General features: G+C 38.5%; 17 protein-coding genes. 13 read left to right on the top strand and 4 right to left on the bottom strand.

Features of this window, described 5'->3' with window-relative positions:
- Positions 1-59 precede the first annotated feature (59 nt).
- From NLJ82_RS25495 to NLJ82_RS25485, 3 genes are all read left to right on the top strand, one after another.
- Positions 60-1,262 (top strand): PDZ domain-containing protein, encoded by a 1,203-nt coding sequence (locus NLJ82_RS25495; protein WP_033670100.1) that lies wholly within the window; start codon positions 60-62, stop codon positions 1,260-1,262.
- 293 nt (positions 1,263-1,555) lie between these two features.
- Positions 1,556-3,271, top strand: coding sequence for an ABC transporter ATP-binding protein (locus tag NLJ82_RS25490; protein WP_000944630.1), 1,716 nt, complete (start codon positions 1,556-1,558; stop codon positions 3,269-3,271).
- Between the two features lie 67 nt (positions 3,272-3,338).
- On the top strand, positions 3,339-3,650 hold the full coding sequence (locus tag NLJ82_RS25485; RefSeq protein ID WP_000637525.1) for a YbjQ family protein: 312 nt from the start codon (positions 3,339-3,341) through the stop codon (positions 3,648-3,650).
- 248 nt (positions 3,651-3,898) lie between these two features.
- On the opposite strand, the gene NLJ82_RS25480 is transcribed toward NLJ82_RS25485, so the two are convergent.
- The 4 genes from NLJ82_RS25480 to NLJ82_RS25465 are packed head-to-tail and all read right to left on the bottom strand — an operon-like array spanning position 3,899 to position 6,124.
- Positions 3,899-4,258, bottom strand: coding sequence for a hypothetical protein (locus NLJ82_RS25480; RefSeq protein WP_000186327.1), 360 nt, complete (start codon positions 4,256-4,258; stop codon positions 3,899-3,901).
- Positions 4,259-4,260: 2 nt separating this feature from the next.
- Positions 4,261-4,806, bottom strand: a complete 546-nt coding sequence (locus tag NLJ82_RS25475) for a flavodoxin family protein (protein ID WP_000497632.1) — start codon at positions 4,804-4,806, stop codon at positions 4,261-4,263.
- A gap of 4 nt (positions 4,807-4,810) precedes the next feature.
- Positions 4,811-5,179 (bottom strand): MerR family transcriptional regulator, encoded by a 369-nt coding sequence (locus NLJ82_RS25470; RefSeq protein ID WP_001219201.1) that lies wholly within the window; start codon positions 5,177-5,179, stop codon positions 4,811-4,813.
- A 51-nt stretch (positions 5,180-5,230) separates the two neighbouring features.
- Positions 5,231-6,124, bottom strand: coding sequence for a LysR family transcriptional regulator (locus NLJ82_RS25465; protein ID WP_001100005.1), 894 nt, complete (start codon positions 6,122-6,124; stop codon positions 5,231-5,233).
- A 151-nt stretch (positions 6,125-6,275) separates the two neighbouring features.
- Here NLJ82_RS25465 and NLJ82_RS25460 point away from each other — a divergent pair, with 151 nt between their 5' ends.
- The 10 genes from NLJ82_RS25460 to uvrA all read left to right on the top strand — a co-directional run bounded on the left by NLJ82_RS25460 (position 6,276) and on the right by uvrA (position 15,625).
- The gene (locus NLJ82_RS25460) at positions 6,276-7,298 is read left to right on the top strand and encodes a YeiH family protein (protein ID WP_000438458.1); all 1,023 of its coding nucleotides are present in this window, start codon (positions 6,276-6,278) and stop codon (positions 7,296-7,298) included.
- A 242-nt stretch (positions 7,299-7,540) separates the two neighbouring features.
- Positions 7,541-7,738: a helix-turn-helix transcriptional regulator gene (locus tag NLJ82_RS25455; RefSeq protein ID WP_000538359.1), complete on the top strand. Its 198-nt coding sequence runs from the start codon at positions 7,541-7,543 to the stop codon at positions 7,736-7,738.
- 11 nt (positions 7,739-7,749) lie between these two features.
- The gene (locus NLJ82_RS25450; RefSeq protein ID WP_001000179.1) at positions 7,750-8,139 is read left to right on the top strand and encodes a hypothetical protein; all 390 of its coding nucleotides are present in this window, start codon (positions 7,750-7,752) and stop codon (positions 8,137-8,139) included.
- 18 nt (positions 8,140-8,157) lie between these two features.
- Positions 8,158-8,379 (top strand): hypothetical protein, encoded by a 222-nt coding sequence (locus tag NLJ82_RS25445; RefSeq protein WP_001150191.1) that lies wholly within the window; start codon positions 8,158-8,160, stop codon positions 8,377-8,379.
- Complete coding sequence (locus NLJ82_RS25440) at positions 8,376-8,768, top strand: hypothetical protein (RefSeq protein ID WP_000043107.1); 393 nt, start codon at positions 8,376-8,378, stop codon at positions 8,766-8,768. Before NLJ82_RS25445 ends, NLJ82_RS25440 begins: the two co-directional genes overlap by 4 nt.
- Before the next feature lie 16 nt (positions 8,769-8,784).
- Positions 8,785-9,012 (top strand): hypothetical protein, encoded by a 228-nt coding sequence (locus tag NLJ82_RS25435; RefSeq protein ID WP_000524119.1) that lies wholly within the window; start codon positions 8,785-8,787, stop codon positions 9,010-9,012.
- 100 nt (positions 9,013-9,112) lie between these two features.
- Positions 9,113-9,874, top strand: a complete 762-nt coding sequence (locus NLJ82_RS25430; protein WP_000260367.1) for a MerR family transcriptional regulator — start codon at positions 9,113-9,115, stop codon at positions 9,872-9,874.
- Positions 9,871-10,491, top strand: coding sequence for a hypothetical protein (locus tag NLJ82_RS25425; protein ID WP_000062166.1), 621 nt, complete (start codon positions 9,871-9,873; stop codon positions 10,489-10,491). Before NLJ82_RS25430 ends, NLJ82_RS25425 begins: the two co-directional genes overlap by 4 nt.
- Positions 10,492-10,766: 275 nt before the next feature.
- Positions 10,767-12,743 carry an excinuclease ABC subunit B gene (gene uvrB / locus NLJ82_RS25420; RefSeq protein WP_000441048.1) on the top strand — a complete coding sequence of 659 codons (1,977 nt, stop codon included), beginning with the start codon at positions 10,767-10,769 and terminating at the stop codon, positions 12,741-12,743.
- Positions 12,744-12,748: 5 nt separating this feature from the next.
- A complete protein-coding gene (gene uvrA / locus NLJ82_RS25415; RefSeq protein ID WP_000045569.1) occupies positions 12,749-15,625 on the top strand; it encodes an excinuclease ABC subunit UvrA in 2,877 nt (958 codons plus the stop codon).
- Positions 15,626-15,655: the final 30 nt, after the last annotated feature.

Below are 15,655 nucleotides of genomic sequence, written 5' to 3'. Positions count from 1 at the left end.
TTTTGTGTTAAACAAACGTTTGTCCAGTTATGATAATATAAAAAGAAAGAATGATATAAATGGTGGTGAATGGGTTCGTGGAGGCATGGATTTTTGAAATAATGCGGGCAGTTGGACGTTTTTTCTTACACCCTGCTGTCTATGTATTTTTAATAAGTAGTATCTTCGTTGGATACTTACGTATGTTACGAGAACGAAAAGATTTTTCTTTTAAAGTTTATGATATTTGGTTTGAACTGCGAACATCTTTATTTGCGGGAGTTAAATACGGATTAGTAGTATCTATTATTACAATTGGGCTCGGACTTGTTGTTTCTAAAGCGAGCTTATGGGCCATTTTACTTTGGACGTTACTGTTTGGATTAACTGCTATGTATCGATATTTATCAGCAGCTTATACATATAGTATCGCGATTGTATGTGTTCTATTATCTTCTAAGCTACCAGTTTCCTTCTTACAGCTTGGGGAAGGGGAAGAGAATACAATTGTGTCCCTTGCTATTTTGCTAGGCATTATGCTCGTTGTAGAGGGCTTGTTGATTTCTAAAAATGCAGTAGGATATTCGACGCCGAAGATTAGGAAGGGTAAGCGTGGACTAAAGATTGGTTTACACGAATCAAAGCGTTTATGGATCGTTCCTATTTTTATTCTCGTACCAGGTGACGCAGTAACGCAGTTTATTTCATGGTGGCCTGTCGTTTCAATCGGTTCTGATACATATTCTTTATTCCTCGTTCCATTTTTAATTGGATTTATGAGAAGGATTAGAAGTTATGAGCCGACGGAAGCTTTATTATTTACAGGAAGACGTGTGTACGGATTAGCAGGACTTGTGCTTGTTTTAGGAATCGCAAGTTATTGGTGGCACGTACTTGCCATTATTGCAATGGGCGTTGCAATGCTTGGACGTTTTACAATTTCCATGCAAGAGAAAATTGCGGATGAAACAAGACCAGCGTACTTCGCTGCACGTAATGATGGACTCGTTGTACTAGATACAATTCCAAATACAATTGGAGCAGAGCTGAATTTACTGCCTGGAGAAATGATTACGAAAGTAAATGGAGTCATTCCAAGAAGTGCTGAGGAATTTTATGATGCGCTTCAAACGAAGACGACAGGAGCATTTTGTAAGTTAGAAGTTTTAGATACAAATGGAGAACTTCGCCTTGCTCAAACGGCATTATACGCTGGTGGACATCACGAATTAGGTATTGTGTTTGTTCAGCAGGAGCATGAGTGGGATTCGGAAGCGATGTAATAGAAGAAAAGGTATCACCTTGTGGTGATACCTTTTTTTGTTTTTGGGGCGGGGGAAGGTAGTTAGTAAATGAAATTTATATCGGCGATTTTCCGAATATATCAGCGCAACTTGAAATATATCGGCGATTTTGCAAATATATCGGCGATTATTCGAATATATCGACTTTCCGGCCAAAAACGACAACTATTGCAAAGCTTATTTTCAGTTTCATAGACGGATAACTTGAATAATTATTTGATAATGGTTATCATTTAGGGAGTCTTTTTAATTTTGGAAAATGGAGGGAAGATATGCTACGTAAATTTTTTTCTTACTATAAACCGTATAAAGGTTTATTTATACTCGACTTTTCTTGTGCGGTCGTCGCAGGATTACTAGAACTTGGTTTCCCGCTTATCGTAAATCAATTTATTGATAAGTTATTGCCAGGGCAAAACTGGACGCTTATTTTATGGGCTTGTGTCGGCTTACTTGGAGTGTATATGTTAAATGCAGGCTTACAGTACGTTGTTACATATTGGGGGCATATGCTTGGCGTTAACATTGAAACGGATATGAGGCAGAAATTATTTGATCATATTCAAAAGCTATCATTCAGATTTTTTGATAATAATAAAACAGGTCATTTAATTTCACGCCTTACAAACGATTTAATGGAAATTGGGGAAATTGCTCACCACGGGCCAGAAGATTTATTTATCGCCGTAATGACTTTAGTTGGGGCATTTTCATTTATGATGATGATCAACTGGAAGTTAGCGCTATTAACGTTCTTCGTTATTCCATTCTTATTATGGTTGGCACTTTACTTCAATAAAAAAATGACAGGTACATTTAGACGTTTATTCTCAGATGTTGCTGATTTCAATGCATGTATTGAGAACAACGTTGGTGGTATCCGCGTTGTACAAGCATTCGGAAATGAAAAGTTTGAGAAAGAGCAATTTGCTGTTAATAATGCTCGTTTCCGTACAACGAAATTAATGGCGTATAAAATTATGGCGCTAAATTCGTCAATTAGTTATATGCTTATGCGTCTCGTAACGCTCTTCGTCTTAATATGTGGTACGTGGTTTGTTCTGCAAGGAGAATTAACGTACGGTGGATTTATCGGATTCGTTCTATTAACGAATATTTTTTTCCGTCCAATTGAAAAAATTAATGCGGTAATCGAAAGCTATCCGAAAGGGATCGCCGGTTTTAAAAGGTATGTAGAGCTTCTTGAAACAGAGCCAGATATTGTGGACTCTAAAGATGCAATGGAAGTGAGGCATGTACACGGTGATATTCAATATAACAACATTACGTTCGGTTATGAAAATAAAGAACCGATTTTAAATGATATTAGTTTGAAAATCCACGCAGGTGAAACGGTTGCGTTCGTTGGACCATCTGGAGCTGGGAAAACGACGTTATGTAGCCTATTACCACGTTTTTATGAGCAATCATCTGGATCGATTCAAATTGATGGTATTGATACGAAAGACATGACGTTATCTTCACTCCGTAAGCAAATTGGAATTGTGCAGCAAGATGTGTTCTTATTCTCAGGAACAATTCGTGAAAACATTGCTTACGGAAATTTAAAAGCATCAGAGGCTGAAATTTGGCAGGCAGTAAAACGTGCGCAATTAGAAGACTTAATTTACTCACAACCAGACGGTTTAGATACTGTTATCGGTGAGCGCGGCGTGAAACTGTCAGGCGGACAGAAGCAACGTTTAGCGATTGCTCGTATGTTCTTGAAAAATCCGCCAATTTTAATATTAGATGAAGCAACTTCTGCGCTAGATACAGAGACGGAACTTGCGATTCAAAAATCACTTGCTGAACTATCTGTCGGTCGTACAACATTAGTTATCGCTCATAGGCTTGCAACGATTAAAAATGCAGATCGAATCGTCGTTGTAAATAAAGATGGGATTGCAGAACAAGGTTCACATGATGAATTAATTGAACAAGGCGGAGGATATAGCAGATTATACGAAGCGCAATTTAGTTCGTAAATATAATTTTTGCCCAATTAGCACACCATATAAGTAGATGGAAATCTCATATGGGAGGAAATAAAGTATGATTGTAACAACAACGTCTACAATTCAAGGAAAAGAAATTATTGAGTATATCGATATCGTCAATGGAGAAGCGATTATGGGCGCGAATATCGTTCGTGATCTTTTTGCCTCTGTTCGTGACGTTGTCGGCGGTCGCTCAGGCGCTTACGAAAGCAAATTGAAAGAAGCACGTGACATCGCAATGGAAGAAATGAAAACTCTCGCAAGACAAAAAAATGCGAATGCAATTGTTGGCATCGACGTGGATTACGAAGTAGTTCGCGAAGGGATGTTAATGGTCGCGGTGAGCGGGACTGCTGTTCGTATATAAAGTGAAACTTTAATCAGTGGGGTGTTTGTTCCCCACTGATTATTAGTTGAACCAATCGGGCATTAACGGGCAGTTGGTCTCCCATCTACCTTCTTTGCCTTAACCGAATTTTGAGGTGGGAGTCTTACTGCCCGTTAATGCGGGATAAAGTAAAAAGCCGTGCTGGTGCACGGCTTTTTACTTTATATGTCGAAGTTTCAATATTTCTTGGGAAATGCGGCAGGTCCCGTCGATATATAGGGAAGACATTAGAGTGCTTCTTTACATTTCTGGATTTGAACTAATAATGTTTCGTATTCTTGTTCGAGAGATTTGATGTCATCGTGCTGATTTGGTATGGAAATTCGGCCGATGATTTCTGTTAATTTTGTTTGTAATCGTAATAATTCTTGTTCAGTAACGTTTACAGAATCCCCGGTTGTTCTGTTTGTGTATTGCTCGTAATTACCGTGGAATACTCTTGGTTCACTCTCATCTACTTGTAGAATATGGTCTGCAACAGAACGAATGAAGGCACGGTCATGGCTGATGAAAAGTATAGTGCCAGGATACTCTTGTAACATGCTTTCTAATTCTTCTTGCGTCGCTAAGTCTAAATAGTTTGTCAAACTTATTTCAGCTTGTGATTTTTGAATTCGTTATTATAAACTTGTGCCTTAGCTATCGCCTCAGCATCATTTTGAATTTCATCTAATCCATTCGCATCCCCAATAATATAACCTTCAAATGATGAACCAACAAAATCAAAGATGTATTGGAACTGGGAGATAAGCGGTAATGCTTTTAGTTTCGGATTATCGCCGCCAACGATAACAATGTACATTTTTTTACCTTTCATTTTTTCTTTGAAATGAAGAGATGTATCGCGCAAGCTTTGTGACCAGCGATCGACGAAGTTTTTCATATGACCGCTCATCCCGTACCAATATAATGGTGTAGCAAAGATAATTGTGTCGTGCTCTAACATGCGTTTCGTTAACTGCTCGTAGTCATCATCTACAGGTTGGAATCCTTCTGCATCATGACGCTGGTCTGTAATAGGATAGACTGTGTGATCACGTAAATAAATTTGTTCTGTTTCAATTCCATCAACCATCATATGTGTTAAAGCTTCCGTATTTCCATTTTGTCTTGAACTGCCGTGTATAACAAACATGTAATCATTCCTTTTCTTTTGCTTGTTTTAGGAGTGAAACGTGTTTTTGCAAATTCGTTTGAATATTGGAAAGCAATGAGATTTGCTTTGTTACTTCATTAAGTTTATCTTCATAAAGTGTAAGGATGCTGCTGCACGGATTGTCGTATAAGTGCGGTTCAATTTCAAGGCAGCGCAGCATCCTTGCCGTCTCTTCTAAATTTAAGCCAATTTGTAAGTACATTTGAATAAGCTCCACTTTTTCGATGGCACTTTCGTCAAAATCACGATAGCCATTTGCGAGGCGCTTCGAAGGGAGCAATCCCTTTTCTTCGTAATGTCTTAGTGACCTTTCGCTAACGCCAGTTTCTTTTGATAACTCCCCAATTCGCAATGCGTTTCACTCCTTTTACATGTATTGTAAACCTTCACACTAATGTGAAGGTCAATGCTGTTTTTTCGCAAAAGAATTTACATGATTTAGAAACACTTGAATAGCTTTAGACGGAATAAAATATTTGCCGCGCACGATGGAGAATGGACGGATGAGTTGTTCATCTGGAACTTCGACGTGGAATAGTTCTTTTGCCAGTAGCTCTTTCCGTACAGTCCAATCAGAAAGGATAGCGATGCCAAGCCCGGCAGCGACAGCTTCCTTTACACTTTGGATACTACTAAAGGTAAAGAATCGTTTCATTTTTAAATGGTGTTGATGAATAAAGCGATCACTATAAGCACGTGTTCCAGAACCGCTTTCTCTTAATACCCACACTTGATCTTGGAGTGTCCTTTCATTTATTTCATTTGTGCGGAGTAGTGGATGGTTTGGCGGGACGACGAGTTTCATTTCATCTTGCATAAACGTTTCAACATCAACGTCGGCGTATACGACTTGCCCTTCCACTAAGCCGATATCAATTTGATTAGAGCGAAGGCTTTGCAAAACGTCTTCTGTATTTGAAATAAAGGTATGAACTTCGACGCGTGGATTTTCATTGGCATAATTAGCGAGTATTTTTGGAAGTAAGTATTCGCCAATTGTAAAACTAGCACCGATGCGAAGCGTTCCTGTTACAACGTTATGTAGTTCGTTAATTTCTTGTTTGGCATCTTCGTAAAGAGAGAGCATTTGCTTTGCGTGTATATATAATATGTTTCCGGCCTCGGTCACTTGAACGTGCTTCGGGGATCGCTGAATGAGTGTAGTTCCAAATTCGTTTTCTAAGTTGCGAATGTGCATACTTACGCCAGGCTGTGAAAGGTTTAATAATTCTGCTGCACGGGAGAAATGTTTCTGCTCAACGACAGTAACAAAAATTTTTAAAATGTCTACGTTCATATTATCTGCTCCTTTCTTTTTCTATCATCTTATCATAAGTATTTCTGATGATAGAGATTTGGTATTGGTATTAAACTTATTATAGAAACTCTCTTATAATGTAAGTAGAAAGAACATGCATGTTCCAATACGATTATTGGAGTGGTTCAAAGTGGAACAAACACTTGTTATACAAAAGAAGAAGCGTTTTGGATTTTCGCAAGGAATTGGGATTACACTATTAATCGCAATCGTGGCGAAATATTTAGCGGAGCTTCCATTTTTAAATATTATGGGACAATTAGTAATTGCTATTCTAATTGGGATGGTTTGGCGTGCGGCAATTGGAGTCCCTCATGAAGCAATTGCGGGGACGAACTTTGCGAGTAAGAAGTTGCTTCGCTTTGGGATTATCTTACTTGGAATGCGATTAAATCTTGTTGATATTGCGAAGGCAGGGCCGAAAGTATTGGTTATCGCTGCGGTTGTTATTACATTTACGATTTTCGTTGTATACGGACTAACGAAAGTATTTAAGGTAGAAAAGAAACTTGGGATTTTAACAGCATGTGGAACAGCAATTTGCGGCGCGGCAGCGGTCGTGGCAATTGCGCCGCAAGTGAAAGCAAAAGATGATGAAACAGCAGTTGGGGCTGCAATCATTGCTATTTTAGGTACGATATTTACGCTTATTTATACGCTATTATATCCAGTGCTTGGCTTTTCTCCGTACGGCTACGGTGTATTCTCGGGTGCGACGCTGCACGAAATCGCTCATGTTATCGCAGCTGCGGCGCCAGGAGGAAGCACGGCTGTAGACATCGCAGTTATCGTGAAGTTAACGCGCGTTGCAATGCTTGTACCAGTAGCGATTTTAATTGGTCTATGGTTTGGTAAGAGTGAGGGAAGCAAGGAAAAAAGATCATGGCGCGACCTTCCAATTCCGTGGTTCATTTTCGGATTTTTAGCGATGAGTGCGGTGCATTCTCTTGGCGTGATTCCAGAAGTTGTTGCGGGATATATTGTAGTCATCGCTTATATGCTTATCGCAATGGCGATGGCAGGGCTTGGCTTAAATGTAGAGTTTAAAACGTTCCGTAAGTTAGGAAGCAAAGCATTCGTGGCAGGGCTAATTGGCTCGGTTTGCTTATCGGTGCTTGGATATGTTCTTGTATATGCGTTAGGATTTATGTAGTAGAGGAGAAAGCTGTTCCCGAAGGTATTTAGGGACAGCTTTTTCTTATGCTTATCTTGCTACGGACGTCAGTAAGTCGATATATTTGAAAAATCGCCGATATAAATTGAATTACTCTTGTACTTTGTTAGAGTGGATGTTCAGTGAAATATTTTCCAATTATAAGTAAAGATATCTTTACTTATAATTGGAAAATATTTATAATTCAAGTAAAGATATCTTTACTTTTGAAGGTGGAGCCTATGGGTGTAAAAAATAAAATTAAAGAATTAAGAAAGCAACATCATATAACGCAAGTTGAAATGGCAAAGGCGATGCAGGTGACGCGGCAGACAATCGTGGCGATTGAAAACCATCATTACAATCCGAGTCTAGAGTTATCCTTAAAAATTGCCAAATATTTTGGAGTGAAGGTGGAAGAAATATTTACGCTAGAGTAAGGGGAGGAAAAATGAACGATACGAAAAAGTTAGTGATCGGTGCGACTTTTGGATTGTTTTTGGGAGACGTTATAGTTCATATTATGAATCCGGCTATACCAATTTTACCGCTCGTATGTAGTAATATTTTAGCGATTGTATTTCTAGTGTTGTATACAAATTACAAAAATCGTAAGTACAGAAAAGAAGAACTTCCCGATATAGATGAGCGAGTAAATGAAAATATAAAAAAGCATGTAAACGTCTCATTTGTATTCGCATTTCTGTTTCTTATTATTTATATTGTTGCGAGTAAAGTAATAGGCAGGACTGTTATACCAGTGCAAGAAATATTTCTGATATGCAGTGCCTTATTTGCGGGTAGTCTCATCATAGGAGTTATGGTAGGCAAACGAGCATAGTGATAGGAGGAATGAAAAATGCAAGATGAGTTTGAGAGATTTCAGTCAGATAAAGCGTTTAAATATTTAGGGTTGTTTTTAGCGATTAGTTTAGCCATATGGAGTTTGTACAATTTAATTGTTTACGGAAGTGCTGGTATGCCGTTTGTTTTATTTGTACTAGGACTGTGGGTGTATTTTCTTGTGAACTATTGGCCGAAGTGGAAGTATAGAAATCAAAAAGAGGCGGATCATGTATGAGTAAGCAAGATGTTATAAGGTTTATAGGAAGTTTATTTTTAGCGGAGCTTATTTTAAATGCGAGTTTAATAATGTTAAGTATTTCATGGAGAACTATTTTCATATCGAATGTAGCACTAGTCATTTTATATGGCATTGCGGAATATAGAGAACAGAAGCGTTTGAAAGAAGAGGGAATACCGTCGATTGATGAGCGAGTTGTGAATAAGATGAAGTCATATTTTACGATTAGTATGACAAGCTTCGTTTTCTTGTTCATTATGTATCTTTGTGTAAATAAGTATTTAGACAGGCCAGTAGTACATGTAAATGAGTTATTATATATTGCTATTTTTGGTCTATTAATAAGTATGGCATCGACGAGCGTGTTAGCAACAAGGAATAGATAGAAAAAGGGGAACTGGGATGGGATTACCAGTATTATGTGTCGCTACGGCTATTTTTGCTTTGTTTTGGGGAATGCAGAACTTCTCTCATAATCCAGTGCCGAGTATTTGTATCATGCTTGGTACTGTAGGTTTATCGTATTATTTATTAGTTTCAGCTCATTATCATAAAACAGCAACGAGTGTTGTTGTTGGGGCACTTATTTTATTTTGTGGTCGTGCTGTGCAAAAGGGGTTATTTCCGTAAAGGCTGTTTATACGAAGCATATAAACAGCCTTTTGTATTTTTTTTACAAAACACTTGAAAGTTACGTAACGTCATCTTTTATAATGAAGGAGAAGAGGTGATGGTAGTGATTTCAATTCAACAATTGACGAGAGAAACAGGGGTTACGGTACGTACATTACGTTATTATGATCAAATAGATTTATTAAAGCCGAGTGGTAAAACAGAGGGTGGACATCGGTTATATAGTGAAGCGGACGTTATTCGTTTGCAACAAATTTTGTTTTTAAAGGAAATGGGATTTTCATTAAAAGAAACTGCGAATATGTTAGTAAAAGGTGAGCTAGATTTAAAAAATTCGCTTGAAAAACAACTTCGGTTTGTACAAGAAGAACAAAAGAAATTTAATCGAATGGAGAGTGTTTTACAAGCAGTTGTTTATTCGGTAGATGTGGAAGGAGAACTCGATTGGAAAGTTATGTTTGAACTGATTCAGCTTTCGAAGCAGTCTTCTCGTATACGTGAAATATTTCAAAATGAAGTATTTTCAAAGGAAGAACAAAAATTGCTTCATAATTTACCAAACATGAGTAAGGAAGATCCGAATGTTTTAGAATGGGTAGATTTATTAAAGCAATTCCGTACTTTTATGAAAGACGGTAAAGAAGTAGCTAGTGATGAGGTACAAGGGGCAACGAAGAGATTAATGCAGAAATGTTTAGAAATGGCTAATGGTGATGAAGCGTTTTTAGATAAGTTATGGGAAGTTAGAAAATCGAAGGAAGATTCACAGAAAATGAGTCTGTATCCGATTGAAGAAGAACTTTTACTATATATGGATGAAGCTTTTCGTATCTATGATGAAAAGGAGAGGGCTAAATGAGTATGCTCGCAGAATATCGTTGGTATTTTTTAATTGGGGCAGAAATTGTATTTTGGTTAGCGGCTATCGGTTTCTTTTTACTCCGTTACGGATTTCGTTTGAAAAAGGCGAGTTTTATTATGGGAATTGTGCTACTCGTAAATGAAGTGTTTATTTTAACTTTAGGGGTAGTGGACTATTATCAAACAGGAAAGTTTTCTAACTTTCAAATCATTACTGTAATCATTTTATTGTATGCAGTCTTTTACGGGAAAAAGGATTTGAAGAAGCTTGATATATTTGCGCAAAAATTAGTTGCGAAATGGCGGAATGAGCCGGCGCCTATTATAGAAGAACAGGTAGAATTAACAGGTATGGCTTATGCGAAGCAGGAAATAAAAAATTGGGTATTGCACCTTAGTTTGTTTGTTGTTGTGCATATTTTCTTTTTCTTTCTGTACGGTCTTGCCCCGGTTGAACAATGGCGTAATTGGTTAGAAACGGGAATTGTTTTAAATAAAGCAGCGAGTCGGGTTAGCCAAGTTTGGGCGATTATACTTTTAGTGGATACAGTTATTTCATTTTCATATGTTCTTTTTCCGAAGAAGGAGAAGGGGAAAGAGAAGCTACTTTCTTAGAGGAAAGTAGCTTTTTTAGTATACCGATAGTTTGTATAGGAGAGGATGACAGTAGGAAAAAGAGCTGATTTTAAATGAAGTGGAATCTTAATTAGTGTGGTGCTTATTGTTTGTTCATGCGGAAGAAGATTTGATAAGGAAGGAAGTGTACTCTCCTTCCTTTTTCTATATATATTGTCGAAAACTTTACCGAATATCTGTTCGTTTTTTTAGGTTTTTTATGGGCATTCGTGGTAAAATAATAATACAGATTTTTATGAGGAGGTCGGATTTTCTTGGAACGTCAATTTGAAATTGTCTCAGCGTATTCCCCACAAGGTGATCAGCCGGTAGCTATAGAGAAGCTTGTAGAGGGAATTAATAGTGGAAAGAAAAAGCAAGTGTTGCTTGGAGCGACAGGAACGGGTAAGACATTTACGATTTCAAATGTCATTAAAGAAGTGCAAAAGCCAACGCTTGTCATGGCTCATAATAAAACGTTAGCAGGACAGTTATATAGTGAGTTGAAAGACTTTTTCCCAAATAATGCAGTTGAATATTTTGTTAGTTATTACGATTATTATCAACCAGAAGCGTATGTGCCGCAAACAGATACGTTTATTGAAAAAGACGCACAGATTAATGATGAAATTGATAAATTGCGTCACTCGGCAACGTCTGCATTATTTGAACGGGATGATGTAATTATCGTTGCGAGTGTTTCGTGTATATATGGTTTAGGTTCTCCAGAAGAATACCGCGAGTTAGTTGTTTCACTTCGAGTTGGTATGGAGAAGGATCGCAATCAATTGCTTCGTGAACTTGTTGATGTGCAGTATGGGCGTAATGATATTGATTTCAAGCGCGGTACATTCCGTGTGCGCGGAGATGTAGTTGAAATCTTCCCAGCATCACTTGACGAGCATTGTATCCGAATTGAGTTTTTCGGTGATGAGATTGATCGTATTCGCGAAGTAAATGCGTTAACAGGGGAAGTATTAGCAGAACGTGATCATGTAGCAATTTTCCCAGCATCTCACTTCGTTACACGTGAAGAAAAAATGAAGGTCGCTATTGAAAATATCGAAAAAGAACTAGAAGAGCGTTTAAAGGAATTAAATGATAACGGCAAGTTGTTAGAAGCGCAGCGTATAGAGCAGCGTACACGTTATGATTTAGAAATGATGCGCGAGATGGGCTTTTGTTCAGGGATTGAAAACTATTCCCGTCATTTAACACTTCGTCCAGCGGGTGCAACGCCGTATACGTTATTAGACTATTTCCCGGAAGATTTCTTAATTGTTATGGATGAGTCGCACGTATCAGTGCCGCAAGTAAGAGCGATGTATAACGGGGACCAAGCGCGTAAGCAAGTGCTTGTGGATCATGGATTCCGTCTTCCATCAGCTTTAGATAATAGGCCGCTCACATTTGATGAGTTTGAAGAGAAAACGAATCAAGTTATTTACGTTTCAGCAACGCCAGGACCGTATGAATTAGAGCAGTCGCCAGAAGTAATAGAACAAATTATTCGTCCAACAGGGCTTTTAGATCCGCCAATTGATATACGACCAATTGAAGGACAAATTGACGATTTATTAGGAGAAATTCAAGATCGCATTGCAAAAAATGAACGTGTATTAATTACAACTTTAACGAAGAAGATGTCAGAGGATTTAACAGACTACTTAAAAGATGTAGGAATTAAGGTGAATTACCTGCATTCTGAAGTGAAAACGTTAGAACGTATTGAAATTATACGAGATCTTCGCCTTGGTAAGTTTGATGTTCTCGTTGGTATTAACTTATTGCGAGAAGGATTAGATATTCCAGAAGTATCCCTTGTAGCTATTTTAGATGCTGATAAGGAAGGATTCTTGCGTTCAGAACGTTCATTAATTCAAACAATTGGCCGTGCAGCACGTAATGAAAACGGCCGCGTTATTATGTACGCAGATCGTATAACGAGATCGATGGGAATTGCGATTGAAGAAACGAAGCGTCGTCGCAGTATACAAGAAGCTTACAATGAAGAGCATGGTATTACGCCGAAAACGATTCAAAAAGGTGTGCGTGATGTGATACGTGCAACGACAGCTGCTGAAGAGACAGAAACATATGAAGCAACGCCAGCTAAGAAGATGACGAAAAAAGAGCGTGAAAAGACAATTGCGAAGATGGAAGCAGAAATGAAAGAAGCAGCAAAAGCGTTAGACTTCGAGCGTGCAGCTGAATTAAGAGATTTACTATTAGAATTAAAAGCGGAAGGGTGAAAAGAGTGAGTAAGAGCAAGGATTTTATCGTTGTAAAAGGTGCTAGAGCACATAACTTAAAAAATATTGATGTAACCATTCCGAGAAATCAGCTTGTCGTTGTAACGGGATTGTCTGGTTCGGGGAAATCATCATTAGCATTTGATACGATTTATGCAGAAGGGCAGCGTAGATACGTAGAATCGTTATCTGCGTATGCACGCCAGTTTTTAGGGCAAATGGATAAACCGGATGTAGATACGATTGAAGGATTGTCACCAGCAATTTCAATTGATCAAAAAACGACGAGTCGTAATCCGCGTTCAACTGTTGGAACGGTAACGGAGATTTATGATTATTTACGTTTATTATTTGCGCGAATTGGTACGCCAATTTGTCCGAATCATGGCATTGAAATTACATCACAAACAGTAGAGCAGATGGTAGACCGCGTCCTTGAATATCCTGAACGTACGAAATTACAAGTGCTAGCTCCTATCGTTTCTGGTCGTAAAGGTGCACATGTGAAAGTGCTTGAAGATATTAAGAAGCAAGGATATGTTCGTGTACGTGTTGATGGTGAAATGCTTGATGTGTCTGAAGATATTGCGTTAGATAAAAATAAGAAGCATTCCATTGAAGTTGTAATAGACCGTATTGTTGTAAAAGAAGGGATCGCAAGCCGTCTTGCAGATTCTCTTGAAAGTGCATTAAAGCTTGGCGGGGGCCGCGTGTTAATCGATGTGATGGGAGAAGAGGAACTTCTATTTAGTGAACATCATGCTTGTCCGCATTGTGGTTTTTCAATCGGGGAATTAGAACCGCGTATGTTCTCATTCAATAGTCCGTTCGGTGCATGTCCTTCTTGTGATGGACTTGGCTCAAAGCTAGAGGTAGATTTAGAACTTGTTATTCCGAACTGGGATTTATCATTAAATGAACATGCGATTGCGCCTTGGGAGCCGACAAGTTCACAATATTACCCACAGCTTTTACAATCTGTATGTAATCATTACGGCGTTGATATGGATGTGCCTGTGAAAGATATACCGAAAGATTTATTTGATAAAGTATTGTACGGGAGCGGTGAAGAGAAAGTTTATTTCCGCTATGTAAATGAATTTGGTCAAGTAAAGGAAAATGAGATTTTATTTGAAGGTGTTATTCCAAATATTGAACGTCGTTATCGTGAAACGAGTTCGGATTACGTTCGTGAGCAAATGGAAAAGTATATGGCAGAGCAAGCTTGTCCGAAGTGTAAAGGTGGACGTTTAAAGCCTGAGAGTTTAGCTGTTTTCGTTGGCGGAAAAACGATTGCTGATGTAACGAAATATTCTGTTCAAGAAGTACAGGAATTCTTCTCAAGTGTGGAGCTAACAGAGAAACAACAAAAAATTGCTCATTTAATTTTAAGAGAAATTCAGGAGCGCGTTGGGTTCTTAGTGAACGTCGGTTTAGATTATTTAACGTTAAGTCGTGCCGCAGGAACTTTATCAGGTGGTGAGGCGCAACGTATTCGTTTAGCAACGCAAATTGGTTCTCGTCTTACTGGCGTACTTTACATTCTTGATGAGCCTTCTATCGGTTTGCATCAGCGCGATAACGATCGTCTTATTCGTACATTGCAAGAAATGCGTGATTTAGGTAATACGTTAATTGTTGTTGAGCATGATGAAGATACGATGATGGCAGCTGATTATTTACTTGATATCGGGCCTGGCGCAGGTATTCACGGTGGACAAGTCGTATCAGCAGGTACACCAGCTGAAGTGATGCAAGACGAGAATTCGCTAACCGGTAAGTATTTAAGCGGTAAAGAGTTTATTCCAGTTCCACTTGAAAGACGTAAAGGTGACGGACGAAAAGTGGAAATCGTCGGTGCAAAGGAGAATAACTTAAAGAACGCGAAAATGTCATTCCCGCTTGGTACGTTTGTAGCGGTAACGGGTGTATCTGGTTCTGGTAAAAGTACGATGATTAATGAAGTACTATATAAATCGTTAGCGCAAAAGTTATATAAAGCGAAAGCGAAGCCAGGTACTCATAAAGAGATTAAAGGTCTTGAGCATTTAGATAAAGTAATCGATATAGATCAATCGCCAATCGGTCGTACACCGCGTTCTAACCCAGCGACTTATACAGGTGTATTCGATGATATTCGTGATGTGTTTGCCCAAACGAATGAAGCGAAAGTGCGTGGATATCAAAAAGGGCGTTTCAGCTTTAATGTAAAAGGTGGACGTTGTGAAGCGTGCCGTGGTGATGGAATTATTAAAATCGAAATGCACTTCTTGCCAGATGTATACGTGCCGTGTGAAGTTTGTCATGGTAAACGTTACAACCGTGAAACGTTAGAAGTGAAATATAAAGATAAGAACATTTCTGAAGTATTAGGAATGACAATTGAAGATGGGGTAGAGTTCTTTGCTAATATCCCAAAAATTAAGCGTAAACTTCAAACGCTTGTAGATGTTGGACTTGGTTATATGAAATTAGGGCAACCAGCTACGACGTTATCTGGTGGTGAAGCACAGCGTGTGAAATTAGCTTCTGAATTGCATCGTCGTTCTACAGGACGTACACTATACATTTTAGACGAGCCAACGACTGGTTTACATGCGCATGATATTGCACGTCTTCTAGAAGTGCTGCAACGTCTTGTTGAGAGTGGTGAGACGGTACTTGTAATTGAACATAATTTAGATGTGATAAAAACAGCGGATTATATCGTTGACCTTGGACCGGAGGGCGGAGACAAAGGTGGACAAATCGTTGCTTCCGGAACGCCAGAGCAAGTAGTGAAAGAAGAGCGCTCGTATACGGGTAAGTATTTAAAAGAGATTTTAAATCGTGATAAAGCAAGAATGAAAGAGAAGATAAAAGAAGTAGAGTTATCTCAATAAGGGTATTATGAAAAACCGAGTGGCAATGAC

This window comes from Bacillus paranthracis (assembly GCF_024296885.1).
In the GTDB taxonomy this organism is placed as follows: Bacteria; Bacillota; Bacilli; order Bacillales; family Bacillaceae_G; genus Bacillus_A; species Bacillus_A paranthracis.
The sequence above is the reverse complement of the archived record's forward strand: the minus strand, read 5'-3'. Positions and strand labels throughout refer to the sequence as shown.

Bases quoted from the DNA above. Each gene is read 5' to 3' on its own strand.
- NLJ82_RS25465 (WP_001100005.1), bottom strand. From the start codon at position 6,124: ATGAACGTAGACATTTTAAAAATTTTTGTTACTGTCGTTGAGCAGAAA.
- NLJ82_RS25455 (WP_000538359.1), top strand. From the start codon at position 7,541: ATGGGTGTAAAAAATAAAATTAAAGAATTAAGAAAGCAACATCATATA.
- NLJ82_RS25430 (WP_000260367.1), top strand. From the start codon at position 9,113: ATGGTAGTGATTTCAATTCAACAATTGACGAGAGAAACAGGGGTTACG.
- NLJ82_RS25445 (WP_001150191.1), top strand. From the start codon at position 8,158: ATGCAAGATGAGTTTGAGAGATTTCAGTCAGATAAAGCGTTTAAATAT.
- NLJ82_RS25485 (WP_000637525.1), top strand. From the start codon at position 3,339: ATGATTGTAACAACAACGTCTACAATTCAAGGAAAAGAAATTATTGAG.
- NLJ82_RS25425 (WP_000062166.1), top strand. From the start codon at position 9,871: ATGAGTATGCTCGCAGAATATCGTTGGTATTTTTTAATTGGGGCAGAA.
- NLJ82_RS25495 (WP_033670100.1), top strand. From the start codon at position 60: ATGGTGGTGAATGGGTTCGTGGAGGCATGGATTTTTGAAATAATGCGG.
- NLJ82_RS25490 (WP_000944630.1), top strand. From the start codon at position 1,556: ATGCTACGTAAATTTTTTTCTTACTATAAACCGTATAAAGGTTTATTT.
- NLJ82_RS25475 (WP_000497632.1), bottom strand. From the start codon at position 4,806: ATGTTTGTTATACACGGCAGTTCAAGACAAAATGGAAATACGGAAGCT.
- NLJ82_RS25450 (WP_001000179.1), top strand. From the start codon at position 7,750: ATGAACGATACGAAAAAGTTAGTGATCGGTGCGACTTTTGGATTGTTT.
- NLJ82_RS25440 (WP_000043107.1), top strand. From the start codon at position 8,376: ATGAGTAAGCAAGATGTTATAAGGTTTATAGGAAGTTTATTTTTAGCG.
- NLJ82_RS25435 (WP_000524119.1), top strand. From the start codon at position 8,785: ATGGGATTACCAGTATTATGTGTCGCTACGGCTATTTTTGCTTTGTTT.